The organism is Actinobacillus minor NM305, from assembly GCF_000175195.1.
In the GTDB taxonomy this organism is placed as follows: domain Bacteria; phylum Pseudomonadota; class Gammaproteobacteria; order Enterobacterales; family Pasteurellaceae; genus Haemophilus_A; species Haemophilus_A minor.
The window spans coordinates 14334-27254 of record NZ_ACQL01000069.1 but is presented as its reverse complement, the minus strand read 5'-3'; the positions used below and the strand labels follow the sequence as shown (position 1 = coordinate 27254).

Genomic DNA, 12921 nt, shown 5'->3' with positions numbered 1-12921 from the left:
TAGAGGCAATGGGTAGCGTTTTGATAAATTTTTTGTCAAAATAGCATAATCCATTGCTTTTATTTTTACTTGGAAACTTATCATGAAATTATTGAAAACACTTTTTGTTTCAGGCTTAGCTTGTTTTAGTTTATCAGCAGAAGCAACATTATGGGAACAAATCCGTCAGCCAATTAGTGGATCTCCTCAATCTATCGGTGGTTATAGTAATGGCTGTATTATTGGGGCTAAACCTTTAGCACTGAAAGGCGAAGGTTATCAAGTGATTCGCTCTGCGAGAAATCGTTATTACGGACATCCTCAATTATTAGACTATTTAACACAATTAGGGCAAAAAGCGAAAAATGCCGGTCTTCCACCAATGCTCATTGGTGATATGGGAATGCCTGCCGGTGGTCGTTTTTCTTCTGGACACGCGAGTCATCAAACCGGTTTAGATGCAGATATCTGGTTACGTTTCGGACCGATGGACGATGAAACAGCAAAAAATCCAGCCGGTTTAGCAACATTAATGGTAGATCGAGACGCTCAAGTAGTTGATGAAAGCGTTTGGACGCCAAATCAAACAACCTTAATTAAGTTAGCGGCGAGCGATCCAAGAGTAAATCGTATTTTTGTAAACCCGGCAATCAAAGTAAAACTTTGCAATACAGCAGGTTCAGATCGTGCTTGGTTACAGAAGATCCGCCCGTGGTATGGACATGATTCCCATATTCACGTGCGTTTAACCTGTCCAGCAGATGCTGAAAATTGTGAGAATCAAGCAGCTTTACCGGTAGGAGATGGTTGTGGCGATGAGCTTTACTCATGGTTTGAACCTAAAACAGGGGCTTCTACAGCCTCAAAATCGAAGGTTCTACCTGCAGCTCCTTACCAATGCCAAATGATTTTATCTTCTCAAGGTCTCACTAACTAATCATGATTAACTTTGGCGGAGAATGGACTTTCTCCGCTTTCTTTTTTATTTGTTATGCGTTTATTTCTTGCTGAAAAACCGAGCTTGGCGAGAGCCATTGCGGATGTGTTACCTAAACCTCATACACGAGGCGATGGCTATATTCAATGTGGCGAACATGATGTCGTTACATGGTGTATTGGTCATTTATTAGAACAAGCCGAGCCAGATGTTTATGATGAACGGTTTAAAATGTGGCGAATGGAACATTTGCCGATTGTCCCACAACAATGGAAACTCGTACCGAAAAAAGAAACGCTTAAGCAACTACAAGCGGTTGAAAAACTGGTAAAAAAAGCGGATATTCTGGTCAATGCCGGCGACCCAGATAGAGAAGGGCAACTTTTAGTTGATGAGGTATTCAGCTATTTGCAAGTGCCACCCGAAAAGCGAGATCAGATCCAACGTTGTTTAATTAGTGATCTTAATCCTAATGCAGTTAAAAAAGCGTTGGAAAAATTGCAAAATAATCGTGATTTTGTACCGCTTGCTACCTCCGCCTTAGCTCGGGCAAGAGCAGATTGGCTTTATGGTATCAATATGACAAGAGCCTATACTTTGCAAGGAAGACAAGCAGGGTATAAAGGCGTGTTATCTGTGGGGCGGGTTCAAACGCCCGTTTTAGGGCTAATCGTTCGCCGAGATTTAGAAATTGAGAACTTTATCCCCAAAGATTATTTTGAGGTTGAGGTGCATATTCTCGTGCCTGAAACCAATGAACGTTTCATCGCACAATGGCAACCAAGCAAAGCCTGTGAGGATTATCAAGATGAAGATGGGCGTGTATTAAGTCGTCCATTGGCAGAAAATGTGCTTAAGCGCATAACGAATCAACCTGCTGAAGTGAAAGATTATCAAGATAAAATGGAGTCAGAAACGGCGCCTTTACCTTATTCGCTTTCGGTGCTTCAGATTGATGCCGCAAAGCGTTTTGGTTTATCGGCTCAAGCCGTCCTAGATATTTGCCAAAAATTATATGAAACACATAAATTGATCACTTATCCCCGTTCGGATAATCGCTACTTACCGGAAGAACATTATGCTGAGCGATATAAAGTAATGGCAGCAATTTCTCATCATTTAACCGAGTATAACGAAAAACCGGCAGTAGTTGATCTTAATTTGCGAAATCGTTGTTGGAACGATAAAAAAGTGGAAGCACACCATGCGATTATCCCAACAGCAAAACAAGGCAATGTAAATCTTACCGAAAATGAAAAACGGATTTATCAACTGATTGCTCGCCAGTATTTATTGCAATTTTGTCCTGATGCAGAATATCGAAAAGGGTTTATTCAACTTGAGATTGCAGGGGGAAAATTTACCGCTCAAGCACGAAATTTGATTGTCGCAGGTTGGAAAACATTGCTCGGGAAAGAGGATAGTGATGAGATATTAGAGCCTCTATTACCTGTTGTTAAAAAAGGGCAACAGTTACATTGTGAGGGGGGCGAGATACTCAGTAAAAAAACACAGCCTCCGCGTTATTTTACGGATGCAACTTTGCTTTCCGCAATGACGGGAATTGCGCGTTTTGTACAAGATAAACAGCTCAAAAAGATTTTGCGAGAAACCGATGGATTAGGTACCGAAGCTACTCGAGCAGGTATTATTGAACTATTATTTAAGCGAGGTTTTTTAGTTAAAAAAGGGCGACATATTCACAGTACCGAAGCAGGAAGAATTCTTATCCACGCTCTGCCCGAGATGGCAACATTACCGGATATGACAGCACACTGGGAAATGCAATTAACGGATATCAGTAAAAAACAAATAAGCTATCAACAATTTATGCAGAGTTTGTTGGTTCGTTTGCCTGATTTACTTTATACCGATAGACAAAAATTGTATCAACTAAGCAGAATTCCAGCTCCAGCAACGTATACGAAGCGGTCTAATTTTAAGAAAAAAACGTAAAGTGTTGAAAAAAAAGGCGATTGCAAATAGATACAGAAAAATTTATTTGCAATCGTTTGTGAGATCTTATAATATTTACCCCATCGCATTAGATTTATTTAAAATCTTCACGTTATTGCGTATAAATTTAGAGAGATTTTAATGTTAAATATTCTAACTATTGTTTATCTTTTAGTCGCCATTGCTTTAATTGGATTTATTCTAATTCAACAAGGCAAAGGTGCAGATGCGGGAGCATCATTTGGGGCAGGTGCGGCAGGAACAGTTTTTGGTTCAGCAGGTTCAGCAAACTTTTTATCTAGAACAACAGCCGTATTAGCAACAGTATTTTTCGCTATTAGTTTAGTTATTGGTAACTTAAATAGCCACCAAGCTAAACCAACAAGTCAGTTTGATGATTTAAGTGGTGTTCAACAAAAAGTAGAACAACCAAAAACACAAACACAGAATAGCGATATTCCTCAATAAGTATCAAATTACGCTCTGGTGGTGGAATTGGTAGACACGCTATCTTGAGGGGGTAGTGTCCATAGGATGTGCGAGTTCGAGTCTCGCCCAGAGCACCAATAAATAAAAGCCTAGTTTAACGACTAGGCTTTTTTCTTTCTAAAAATCTTTTATTTTCAATAAGTTACAAATCAAACTAAGTATTTATACACTATTTATTCAAACAGTTGTTAGGTTGTTATTTATTCTATTTTATTTTCATTTATTTTAGTTTATTATCCAATTACACCAAATTTACGCCACAAATTACGCCAAAATGAAGGGGGGAGATATGGCAACATTTCGTAAGCGTGGGGATAAATGGAGAGCTGAAATATCGAAAAATGGGATAAGAAAGTCAGCAACATTTACCACTAAAACTGAGGCTACTCGTTGGGCCTTATCCATAGAAAGTCAAATTGGGTCTGGGGAATATAATGCAGTACCGGAAATGTCTTTTGCAGAGTTAATTGAGAAGTACATCAATGACGAGACAGTGCTGAAAGGGGGGCGAGGGAGGAGCGGTTAAGACTAAATCGCATTGCCAAAACACCATTAGGCGAAGTTGCTTTAGAAGATTTAAGTAAATGCAGAAAGTGATGTGAGCCAAACAGCCTAAGAAATTAGCCAAAATGATTGAGGTGAAAGTGCTTGATGTGTTAGTTCAAAAAAACGAAGTGGCAATTTATTAGCCTAATTTCTTGCCTCAAAAACTGGAAAATTCCAGAATTTTCCAGAACAGAATAAGGTGGTAACAATGACATTGCAAACTCTCCCCTACGAAAACATTTAATGTTTGTGCAAGTACTACATAATACCGTAAAAGCGCGGTGGGATTTTCACAAGATTTTACAATTTGCAAAAAATTAAGAAAATCCCACCGCTTGTTTTTTAACCACCCCAAAACCGTTTTTGCCACTGTTTCGGGCTGATGTGATGTTTCGCTTTAAAATGCTGACGAAAGGCGGTGGCGGAATGAAAGCCGATTTGGTGGGCGATTTCGTCAATGTTGAGCTTGGTGCTTTCTAACAATTCTCGTCCTTTTTGTAACCGTACTTCAATCAGCCATTCGGTCAATGCCATTCCCGTTGCTTTGCGGAAATGGCGGGTAAAGGTGCTACGGCTCATCATTAACTTTTCGGCGAGTGTGTCAATGGAATAATCGGCGTTTAGGTTGGCTCGCATAATGTCTAACCATTCGTTGATGTTTTCATTGGCGGTTTTGCGAGTGATGGGCTGTTCAATAAATTGTGCCTGCCCGCCTTCCCGATGGGGCGAGATAACCAACAAACGTGCCAGTTGATTGGCAATTTTTACCCCATATTGGCGGCGAACAATCGCTAGGCAACAATCCAACCCTGCCGCTGTGCCTGCGGAAGTGATGATGTTTTCATCTTCAATATAAATGGCGCTGCAATCTAATTTCACTTGCGGAAAACGCTGTCTGAAATCCGCTTCGCCCAGCCAGTGCGTGGTGGCTTTTTTGCCGTTCAACAAACCTGCATAGGCAAGGGGATAAGCGCCGTAACACAATCCTACAACGGTCGCACCACGCAGTGCCGCTAGCTGCAATGCCTGCGTTAAGGTGGCAGACGGCATTTGTTCCAACTTGTCCCAACCGATCATCACAACCAAATCCGCTTGTTCCAACAAACTCAAATCGCCGTCTGCCTGAATAATCGCTGGCTTGGATTGGGTAACTGTTGGATTTTCTGCGACCACTTTCACGTTAAATAGTGGCTTGCCGTCAATTTCGGCGGAAAACACCATATAAGGCACGGAAAAATGAAAAGGGCTAAATTGGGGATAAAGCACTAAGGCAACGGTTGGAATAGACATCTTTTTGGCTCACGGAATGAATTTGACCTGATTTTTACGATTTTTGAATAATAAGTCAATGTTTTTCATTTCTCATCGGTTTCATAATACCCCCATCGCAAACAAGCGGTTTAATTTATCTTATTTTTTACAAAAGGAAACAGAATGAAATTGAAATCTCTTATTTTTGCTTTAATGGCAACCACCGTTGCAACCACGGCTAATGCGGAAATTAGCTATCAACATATCCGTAACGCCACCGCTAAAATTGAAATGGCAGGCAGTACGTTTTTGGTCGATCCTTATCTTGCACCGAAAGGCAGTTACGCAGGATTTGAAGGCACTATCAACAGCCAAAAACGTAACCCTTTGATTGATATGAAAGAACCCGTAGAAAAAGTGCTTGAAGGCGTAGATGCCGTGATTGTTACCCACACCCACGATGACCACTGGGACGAATACGCACAAAAAGTGTTACCGAAAACCTTACCGATTTTCGTACAAAATGCAGGCGATGCTCGAATTATCCGTTCACAAGGTTTTAAAGATGTGCGTGTAGTCGGCAAAAATACCGAATTTAACAAGGTGAAATTAAGCAAAACAGGCGGACAACACGGCACGGATCCAATGTATGCTATTCCGCAGCTAGCTGAATTAGCAGGCGAGGCAATGGGCGTGGTGATGCAAGCAGACGGCGAAAAAACGCTGTATATCGTAGGCGACACCATTTGGAATGAAGAAGTGGATTTTGCACTCAACCGCTATAAACCTGAAGTCATTGTAATGAATACAGGCTACGCTCAACTACAAGGTTTTTCAGACAGCATTATTATGGGCAAAGCCGATGTTGCCAAAGCTCGCCAAGCCGCCCCGAACGCTGACATCATTACCGTACATATGGACGCCGTCAATCACGCTGCCGTTACTTCTGATGAAATGCGAAAATTTGTGAAAGAAAATCAATTAAGCAAGGTTGCGGTGCCGAAAGAAGGGGAAGTGTTGAAGTATTAGGAAATTAGAAAAAGCGCGGTCAAATTTCAGCGAGTTTTTTCATTGGCAAAAACTTCTTAAAATTCGACCGCTCTTTTTTCATTGCAACCAACGATTAAGACGTTACATACCTACGGCACAACCACCGCTTTTGAACCAAACACTACAGGATTGGTTTCAATCATTTTGCGTGACATAATCATCTCTTTTGCACCATTAAGCCACGCTTGAAGCATCGTAAATTTTATTTCAAATCCGATCGCTTGTTGTTTCAGATCGCTTGTTCCTTCTAGCTCCTCAGCTAAGGGGAGAAAGTCATCGTGACTTTTCCTGCACCGACTGCATTTTTGAGTTGTGCGGTATTTTTGATTTTGCCTAATTTGGTATAACGATAGGATGACTGGAAACTTTCGTAAAACACCACTAAGGTATTGCCACCCCAAAGCATAATATCGCCCGCTTCAATGCGACCGACCGCTTGGTCGTTGCGGCTTAAGTCTTTTGGCAATTCGGCAAATTTTTCATTGCTTAAGTGATCCTGCATTTCCAGAGTTAAAGGCAAAAGTGCGGTCAATTCTTGGGCGGCTTTTGTGTCGGCTAATTCTGTGCTGAACGTAGATTGCCCAATGGTAATATTCATTGTATTTCCTCGATATTTAACGGTATTTTCTGCTGCGGCGTTTGGGAGCATAAAGATTGAAAGCAATAAGCTGAGTAGTCCTGTTTTTCGCATTGGTTGTTACCTTAAAAGTTGTTAATCAATCATTTGAATGACTTTGGCAGGAATGCCCGCCACAATCGCATTATCGGGAACATCTTTGCTGACCACCGCTCCGGCAGCAACAATGGCATTTTCGCCAACGGTTACCCCCGGTAAAATCGTAGCGTTTGCGCCAATCCAGCAGTTTTTCTTTAAGTGGACAGGTTTGAGAATTAAGCCACGGCGTTGTGTGGGATTAGTCGGGTGATTGACGGTCAAAATGCTGGCTTTCGGACCGATTAGCACCTTATCTTCAATGGTAATACCGCCCAAATCGGTAAACATCACATTGCTGTTAATAAATATCTCTTTGCCAAAGCGAATATGGCTACCAAAATCCGAATACACAGGTAGGCTAATCACGACACTTTCATCAATTTTTTGTCCTGATATTTCGCTAAAAACCGACCGCACTTCTTCGGGGGAATGATAACCGCTGTTGAGTGCTGCCAGTTTTGGCGCATTTTGCTCAACGATACGATGAATTTCTTCAAAAATCGGACTGCCTGCCAAAATCGGTTGGTTAAGGGGAAATGCGTGGATCATTTATTGCTCCTATTTTTTATGGGGTAATTTCACTTTTATGGTACAGACACCGCTTTTGAACCAAACACCACAGGATTGGTTTCAATCATTTTGCGTGACATAATCATCTCTTTTGCGCCATTGAGCCACGCTTGAAAATGGGGCGAAGCACGATGTGCTTGATAGGCGGTTTCATCGGCATAGGCTTCTACGACATAAAATTTATTGGGGTCGGTTTTGTCGGCCATTACATACATTCCCAACACACCTTGCTCGGTATTGACCGATTGACGAATATTGTGTTTGCCTAATTCGGTGAATTGTTCCACGCTTTCGGGGCGGATTTGCATTTCAAAAATGCGGATAATGGGTTCGGCTTGGGTTGATAAACTCATTGTTAGTCCTAATAAAAAAGCCCATTTTTTCATTGTGTTACACCTATAACGAAATTATTTGTAGGGGCAAATCACATTTGCCCTGATGCTCTACGTTGCCCCCCTTATAAGCGGTGGCTTCACCAATACCGCTGCTTGCACCGGTAATAATCACGACTTTGTTTTCAATATTGTTCATTTTATGCTCCTTGAAATTGTTGAATATTTTCCGCCACCATTGCCGCTTTAAATTCACGGATTTGGTAATCGGCTAAATTAGGGTAATAAACATCTTCTGCTAGAATACTTTCTAACTGTTCACGGCTTTCTGTTTGGGCAATAATCACACCGGCACGTTCTTTATCTAAATAAGGACCGAGTAATAAAAAGTTGCCTTGTTGGAAATATTTGGCAAACCACGCACGATGTGCGTCAAGTTGTTTAGCTTGTTCTTCTTCGGATAAGGTTGAGTTTTTTAATGAAATATCAATTAAATACATTATTTTTCTCCAATTAATTCATTGATGGTTTGAATAAGTTGCTCGGCATATTTACGGGCTGTTTGTTTTTGCTCAGCGATTTTTTCTTCATTACGCCCCACATAACTCACACCGTTCAAATAGCTGATATTCTGTAAATCTAATTGGCATAACGCCGCAATACTTTCAAAAGGGGCAACTAATTGCGCCATTGTGTGTTTCATCACAGCATCTTCTTGATAAGCCACTTCGGGTGCGCCGGTTGTGATGGAAATCACTAATTTTTTACCGCCTAATTTCGCCGTTGAACCGTGAGCAAAACCGTGTAAAAACACTTCGTCCAACCATTTTTTCATCAAAGCCGGCATTGAATACCAGTAAAACGGAAATTGCCACACAATCACATCGGCATTGAGCAAAGCTTGCTGCTCGGCGCTAACATCAATTTGTTCGGTTGGGTAGAGCGTATCTAATCGGCGAATTTCCACCGAATTTAGACCGCTTGCTAGGCTGTCAATAATGGTTTGGTTGGCGATAGATTGCGATAAATTCGGGTGTCCTGAAATCACTAAAACCTTTTTCATTTTGTTCTCCTGTTGGGTTTTGATGGGTGTATTGTAATGGGAGGTTGATTGCACTACAATCAATAAAAATAGAATTGTCTATTGCTGAAATACAAACAATAAGAAAAAGAGCGGTGGAATTTTGACGAGGTTTTGCATTTGCAAATTTCTATCTGCAAATTTCTATCAAAATCCCACCGCTTACGCTTTAATTATTTCAATTTCGCTTTAAAGAACTGTTCAAATTTATCAAACGGAATTTTATTTGCTTGGTTGTCGTATAAATCCACGTGTGTTGCGTTCGGTACGATGTACAATTCTTTATCTTTGCTGCCTAACGCTTTAAACGCATCTTCCGAGAAATAACGCGAATGGGCTTTTTCGCCGTGAACCACGAGCGCAGGCGTTTTCATCTCGGCGGCGTATTGCAAAATCGGCATATTGATCAACGCCAATGTGCCTGTGGTTGCCCAAGCACCATTAGGGTTAGAATTTACCGCACGAGGGTGGAAACCGCGTTTGGTGGTGTAGAAATCCGAATATTCTTTGACAAATTGCGGTGTGTCGGCGGTAAATTGCTCACGGCGTAAATTATTTGCCGGTAATAAATCCGCATAATCGTTTTTAACTGCTTGCCAACGAGCATTATTTACATCTTGTTTCATTTTATAACGAGCTTCTGCGTCAATGCTGTCGTTATAGCCTTTGGCGGTAACACGTGTCATATCGTACATTGTGCTGACTGCAACGGCTTTAATACGTGTGTCGCTAACTGCTGCATTTAAGGCAAATCCGCCCCAACCGCATACGCCCAAAATACCGATTTCTTCACGATTAACATTGTCTAACGAACCTAAAAAATCCACCGCCGCCGAAAAATCTTCGGTATTGATTTCAGGTGATGGCATATTGCGTGGCAAGCCAGAGCTTTCGCCCGTAAACGAACCGTCAAACGCCAAGGTAACAAAACCACGCTCTGCTAAAGTCTGTGCATATAAACCCGATGTTTGTTCTTTCACGGCACCGAATGGACCGCCCACCGCAATGGCCGGCAATTTACCTTGCGCATTTTTCGGCATATACAAATCCGCTGCCAAGGTAATGCCGTAGCGGTTTTTAAAGGTTACTTTGCGGTGTTCTACTTTATCGCTTTTTGGGAAAATTTTGTCCCATTCTTGGGTTAATTGAATATGCTGTGCTGGCACATCAATCACGGTTGCTGAAGTCATCTCTGCCATAATTGCTCCTGAAAATAGGGTTGAACTTAAAAATAATGCAGTAGTAAGTTTTTTGAGTTTCATTTTTTGTTCCTTATTGGTTTGAATGGGTGTATTTTAGGGTTGGAATTGTGGTATAACAATCAATAAAAATAGAATTGTCTATTGCTAAAATGAGAATAATGAAATGAACAAACTCGATGCGATTAAATATTTTTGCCTTGCCAGCGAAACGCTGAATTTTAGGGAAACGGCAATGCAGTTGGCGGTTTCGCCTTCGGTAGTCACGCGTGTGATTGCGGAACTGGAACAGGAATTGGGCGAGCAGTTGTTTAAGCGAAATACGCGCCAAATTCGTCTGACCAATTTTGGCGAGCAGTTTTTGATTAAGGCAAAACAACTGCTGGCGGACACCGATAATCTGTTCAAACTCGGCAAGCAACAAACGGACGAAATGGCAGGTGTGGTGCGGATTACCTTTCCCCGTTGGCGTGAAAATGACAAAATTCTGGACGAACTTCTGACCGCACTTGCGCCCTATCCGCAGTTGGTGATTGATTGGCGTGAAGATATGACCAAGTTTGATGCAGTGGAACATCGCATTGATATTGGCTTGCGCATCGGACCTGAGCCGAACCCGAATTTTATTATTCGTAAAATTGCCGATTTACAAGATTGGATTGTCGCTTCGCCGAAATTACTGGAACGATTGGGAACGCCGAAAGATTTAGATGACTTGCAGCGCAATTTCCCCTTTTCCTTGCCGATCAACGTAGAAACAGGGCGAGCGTGGGATTTAGCGATGAATGACGAGCAAAAACTGCTACCGAGAGAGGTGCTTTTTTACAGCTCCGACCCCGAGTGCGAGCTAAAAGCAGTGCTGCGTGGCAACGTGGTGGGCTTTATCAGCGAACTGTTCTGCAAACCGTATTTTGAGCGTGGCGAGTTAGTGAAGTTATTTCCTGAATTGCCGATTGATAAATGGCAACTGTATTTGTATCGCCCGTATCAAACCATCACATCTCCACGGGTGCTGTTTGTGTTTGACCGCTTAACGGAGATTTTGAAACGGCGGTATGGGTAAAAGAGCGGTCGAATTTTTGAGAAATTTTGCGATCAGCATCGAAAAAATGCCCTTTTTCCCTTTGCCAGTATGGCAAATGGCATTAGACTAAACGGAATTTCAGTTAAGGAGTTTGTATGACCAAATCGGAAATGGTTTCTTCGGTGGCGGAATATCTCACCTTTATGACCGCCACAGGCGAGAGCCAAGTTAATGCCATTTATGCGGACGAAAATGTCTGGTTGAGCCAAAAAATGATGGGGCAGCTTTATGATGTTGAAGTGCCTACGATTAATTATCATCTAAAAAAAGTATTTGATGATAATGAGTTAGACGAAAATTCAGTTATTAGAAATTTTCGAATAACTGCCGATGACGGTAAAAATTACCAGACTAAACACTATAACCTTTCAGCGATTATTGCCGTGGGCTATAAAGTCAATTCTGAGCGAGCGGTGCAATTTCGCAAGTGGGCGACAGAAATTATCCAAACCTACACCATCAAAGGCTTTGCGATGGACGATGAGCGGTTGAAAAATGACGGCACTCGTTTAGGCAAAAAGTATTTTGAAGAACAACTTGCCCGTATCCGAGAAATTCGCCTGTCGGAACGCAAGTTTTACCAAAAAATCACCGATATTTATGTGACTTCCATTGATTACGACCGCACCGCTACAGCGACCAAACGCTTTTTTGCCACGGTGCAAAACAAATTACATTGGGCCATTCACGGTCATACCGCCGCAGAATTGATTGTGGAACGAGCAAACGCCAGCAAGCCGAATATGGGCTTGACCACTTGGAAAGATGCACCACAGGGCAAAATTTATCCTTTTGATGTAGTAGTGGCGAAAAATTATTTATCTGATAATGAGTTGGCTCAACTACAACGCTTGGTGTCCGCTTATTTGGATATGGCGGAAGATATGGCATTACGCCAAATTCCGATGACAATGCAAGATTGGGAAACCAGGCTCAACCGCTTTTTAGACGCCACCGACAGAGCCGTGTTACAAGACGCCGGCAAAGTTACCGCCGAAATCGCCAAAGCCCACGCCTTGAGCGAGTTTGAAAAATATCGTGTCATTCAAGATCAACACTTTGAAAGCGATTTTGACAGATTATTGAAAGGGGAAGAGTAAAAGGGCGGTGGGATTGTAAAATGTTTTACAAATCCCACCGCTTTCTTTTATTTAACCTGAAATATGACTATAAATCAAAGGATTGAATTACATTAACGTGCAAACGCACATCAACATTGCCGCGTGTTGCGTCATTACTGAATACCAAAGGATAAAACAATGCCCCTCATTATTCTCTCATCTCACATTCAACAACGCTATGGCGTTGAGCCTGAATATCCTTGGGCGAAATTCCCTGATTATGCGGTGTTTCGCCATTGTCATCATCGCAAATGGTTTGCGGTGTTGATGAACATTGAGGCAAATAAAATCGGCTTAAATGCAATAGAAAAAATTTGGGTATTGAACGTCAAAGCTAAGCCTGAAGAAATCGGTTCTCTACGAATGATCAAAGGTGTTTATCCTGCTTATCATATGAATAAAGAGCATTGGTTGAGCTTAAATTTAGCAGAAATTGATGGCACCTTGCTTTATGAGCTGCTTGATGAAAGTTTTAGTTTAACGTTTAAGAAGTAAAAGCGCAGTACGGACTCAATATTTTGAGAGCTTGCTGGGAAAACATTTCCCCATTGTAAATAGCATTAGATTAAATGGAATTTTGGATAAAATTATACCGCTTGTCAGGCAAGTGA

15 protein-coding genes, 1 tRNA gene and 1 pseudogene are annotated in these 12921 nt (G+C 41.6%); 9 read left to right on the top strand and 8 right to left on the bottom strand.

Going from position 1 to position 12921, the window contains the following annotated elements:
- Positions 1 to 82 precede the first annotated feature (82 nt).
- The 5 genes from mepA (at position 83) to AM305_RS03550 (ending at position 3887) form a co-directional block, all read left to right on the top strand.
- Complete coding sequence (gene mepA / locus AM305_RS03570) at positions 83 to 916, top strand: penicillin-insensitive murein endopeptidase (protein WP_005823231.1); 834 nt, start codon at positions 83 to 85, stop codon at positions 914 to 916.
- A 54-nt stretch (positions 917 to 970) separates the two neighbouring features.
- Entirely contained in the window at positions 971 to 2872 is a 1902-nt protein-coding gene (locus AM305_RS03565) for a DNA topoisomerase III (RefSeq protein WP_035293839.1), read from the top strand.
- A 141-nt stretch (positions 2873 to 3013) separates the two neighbouring features.
- Positions 3014 to 3340, top strand: a complete 327-nt coding sequence (gene secG / locus AM305_RS03560; RefSeq protein WP_005823228.1) for a preprotein translocase subunit SecG — start codon at positions 3014 to 3016, stop codon at positions 3338 to 3340.
- Positions 3341 to 3352: 12 nt separating this feature from the next.
- A tRNA-Leu gene (locus AM305_RS03555) sits at positions 3353 to 3438 on the top strand.
- 212 nt (positions 3439 to 3650) lie between these two features.
- Positions 3651 to 3887 carry a hypothetical protein gene (locus tag AM305_RS03550; RefSeq protein WP_005823227.1) on the top strand — a complete coding sequence of 79 codons (237 nt, stop codon included), beginning with the start codon at positions 3651 to 3653 and terminating at the stop codon, positions 3885 to 3887.
- Positions 3888 to 4249: 362 nt separating this feature from the next.
- Here the strand turns inward: AM305_RS03550 and AM305_RS03545 are convergent, their stop codons facing one another.
- A complete protein-coding gene (locus AM305_RS03545) occupies positions 4250 to 5197 on the bottom strand; it encodes a GlxA family transcriptional regulator (RefSeq protein WP_005823225.1) in 948 nt (315 codons plus the stop codon).
- 144 nt (positions 5198 to 5341) lie between these two features.
- On the opposite strand from AM305_RS03545, the gene AM305_RS03540 reads away from it, so the two are divergent.
- The gene (locus AM305_RS03540; protein WP_005823224.1) at positions 5342 to 6187 is read left to right on the top strand and encodes an MBL fold metallo-hydrolase; all 846 of its coding nucleotides are present in this window, start codon (positions 5342 to 5344) and stop codon (positions 6185 to 6187) included.
- Positions 6188 to 6467: 280 nt separating this feature from the next.
- Here AM305_RS03540 and AM305_RS03535 read toward each other — a convergent pair whose 3' ends face one another.
- The 7 genes and pseudogenes from AM305_RS03535 to AM305_RS03510 form a co-directional block, all read right to left on the bottom strand.
- Complete coding sequence (locus AM305_RS03535; protein ID WP_005823221.1) at positions 6468 to 6899, bottom strand: cyclophilin-like fold protein; 432 nt, start codon at positions 6897 to 6899, stop codon at positions 6468 to 6470.
- A gap of 21 nt (positions 6900 to 6920) precedes the next feature.
- The gene (locus AM305_RS03530) at positions 6921 to 7472 is read right to left on the bottom strand and encodes a DapH/DapD/GlmU-related protein (protein ID WP_005823219.1); all 552 of its coding nucleotides are present in this window, start codon (positions 7470 to 7472) and stop codon (positions 6921 to 6923) included.
- Positions 7473 to 7507: 35 nt separating this feature from the next.
- Positions 7508 to 7846: a putative quinol monooxygenase gene (locus AM305_RS03525; RefSeq protein WP_160162327.1), complete on the bottom strand. Its 339-nt coding sequence runs from the start codon at positions 7844 to 7846 to the stop codon at positions 7508 to 7510.
- A 103-nt stretch (positions 7847 to 7949) separates the two neighbouring features.
- A pseudogene (locus AM305_RS12945) lies at positions 7950 to 8024 on the bottom strand (oxidoreductase); the annotation flags it as partial.
- A 1-nt stretch (position 8025) separates the two neighbouring features.
- Positions 8026 to 8325, bottom strand: coding sequence for a YciI family protein (locus tag AM305_RS03520; protein ID WP_005823215.1), 300 nt, complete (start codon positions 8323 to 8325; stop codon positions 8026 to 8028).
- The gene (locus tag AM305_RS03515; RefSeq protein WP_005823212.1) at positions 8325 to 8888 is read right to left on the bottom strand and encodes an NAD(P)H-dependent oxidoreductase; all 564 of its coding nucleotides are present in this window, start codon (positions 8886 to 8888) and stop codon (positions 8325 to 8327) included. Before AM305_RS03515 ends, AM305_RS03520 begins: the two co-directional genes overlap by 1 nt.
- 191 nt (positions 8889 to 9079) lie before the next feature.
- The gene (locus AM305_RS03510) at positions 9080 to 10168 is read right to left on the bottom strand and encodes an alpha/beta hydrolase (RefSeq protein ID WP_005823210.1); all 1089 of its coding nucleotides are present in this window, start codon (positions 10166 to 10168) and stop codon (positions 9080 to 9082) included.
- A gap of 103 nt (positions 10169 to 10271) precedes the next feature.
- On the opposite strand from AM305_RS03510, the gene AM305_RS03505 reads away from it, so the two are divergent.
- The 3 genes from AM305_RS03505 to AM305_RS03495 all read left to right on the top strand — a co-directional run bounded on the left by AM305_RS03505 (position 10272) and on the right by AM305_RS03495 (position 12805).
- Positions 10272 to 11168, top strand: a complete 897-nt coding sequence (locus AM305_RS03505; RefSeq protein ID WP_005823208.1) for a LysR family transcriptional regulator — start codon at positions 10272 to 10274, stop codon at positions 11166 to 11168.
- A gap of 116 nt (positions 11169 to 11284) precedes the next feature.
- A complete protein-coding gene (locus AM305_RS03500) occupies positions 11285 to 12289 on the top strand; it encodes a virulence RhuM family protein (protein ID WP_005823207.1) in 1005 nt (334 codons plus the stop codon).
- Positions 12290 to 12448: 159 nt separating this feature from the next.
- Complete coding sequence (locus AM305_RS03495; RefSeq protein WP_005823206.1) at positions 12449 to 12805, top strand: MmcQ/YjbR family DNA-binding protein; 357 nt, start codon at positions 12449 to 12451, stop codon at positions 12803 to 12805.
- Positions 12806 to 12921 lie beyond the last annotated feature (116 nt).

Bases quoted from the DNA above. Each gene is read 5' to 3' on its own strand.
- AM305_RS03550 (WP_005823227.1), top strand. From the start codon at position 3,651: ATGGCAACATTTCGTAAGCGTGGGGATAAATGGAGAGCTGAAATATCG.
- AM305_RS03510 (WP_005823210.1), bottom strand. From the start codon at position 10,168: ATGAAACTCAAAAAACTTACTACTGCATTATTTTTAAGTTCAACCCTA.
- AM305_RS03515 (WP_005823212.1), bottom strand. From the start codon at position 8,888: ATGAAAAAGGTTTTAGTGATTTCAGGACACCCGAATTTATCGCAATCT.
- AM305_RS03500 (WP_005823207.1), top strand. From the start codon at position 11,285: ATGACCAAATCGGAAATGGTTTCTTCGGTGGCGGAATATCTCACCTTT.
- AM305_RS03535 (WP_005823221.1), bottom strand. From the start codon at position 6,899: ATGCGAAAAACAGGACTACTCAGCTTATTGCTTTCAATCTTTATGCTC.
- AM305_RS03545 (WP_005823225.1), bottom strand. From the start codon at position 5,197: ATGTCTATTCCAACCGTTGCCTTAGTGCTTTATCCCCAATTTAGCCCT.
- AM305_RS03525 (WP_160162327.1), bottom strand. From the start codon at position 7,846: ATGAGTTTATCAACCCAAGCCGAACCCATTATCCGCATTTTTGAAATG.
- AM305_RS03565 (WP_035293839.1), top strand. From the start codon at position 971: ATGCGTTTATTTCTTGCTGAAAAACCGAGCTTGGCGAGAGCCATTGCG.
- AM305_RS03495 (WP_005823206.1), top strand. From the start codon at position 12,449: ATGCCCCTCATTATTCTCTCATCTCACATTCAACAACGCTATGGCGTT.
- AM305_RS03505 (WP_005823208.1), top strand. From the start codon at position 10,272: ATGAACAAACTCGATGCGATTAAATATTTTTGCCTTGCCAGCGAAACG.
- secG (WP_005823228.1), top strand. From the start codon at position 3,014: ATGTTAAATATTCTAACTATTGTTTATCTTTTAGTCGCCATTGCTTTA.
- AM305_RS03530 (WP_005823219.1), bottom strand. From the start codon at position 7,472: ATGATCCACGCATTTCCCCTTAACCAACCGATTTTGGCAGGCAGTCCG.
- AM305_RS03540 (WP_005823224.1), top strand. From the start codon at position 5,342: ATGAAATTGAAATCTCTTATTTTTGCTTTAATGGCAACCACCGTTGCA.
- AM305_RS03520 (WP_005823215.1), bottom strand. From the start codon at position 8,325: ATGTATTTAATTGATATTTCATTAAAAAACTCAACCTTATCCGAAGAA.
- mepA (WP_005823231.1), top strand. From the start codon at position 83: ATGAAATTATTGAAAACACTTTTTGTTTCAGGCTTAGCTTGTTTTAGT.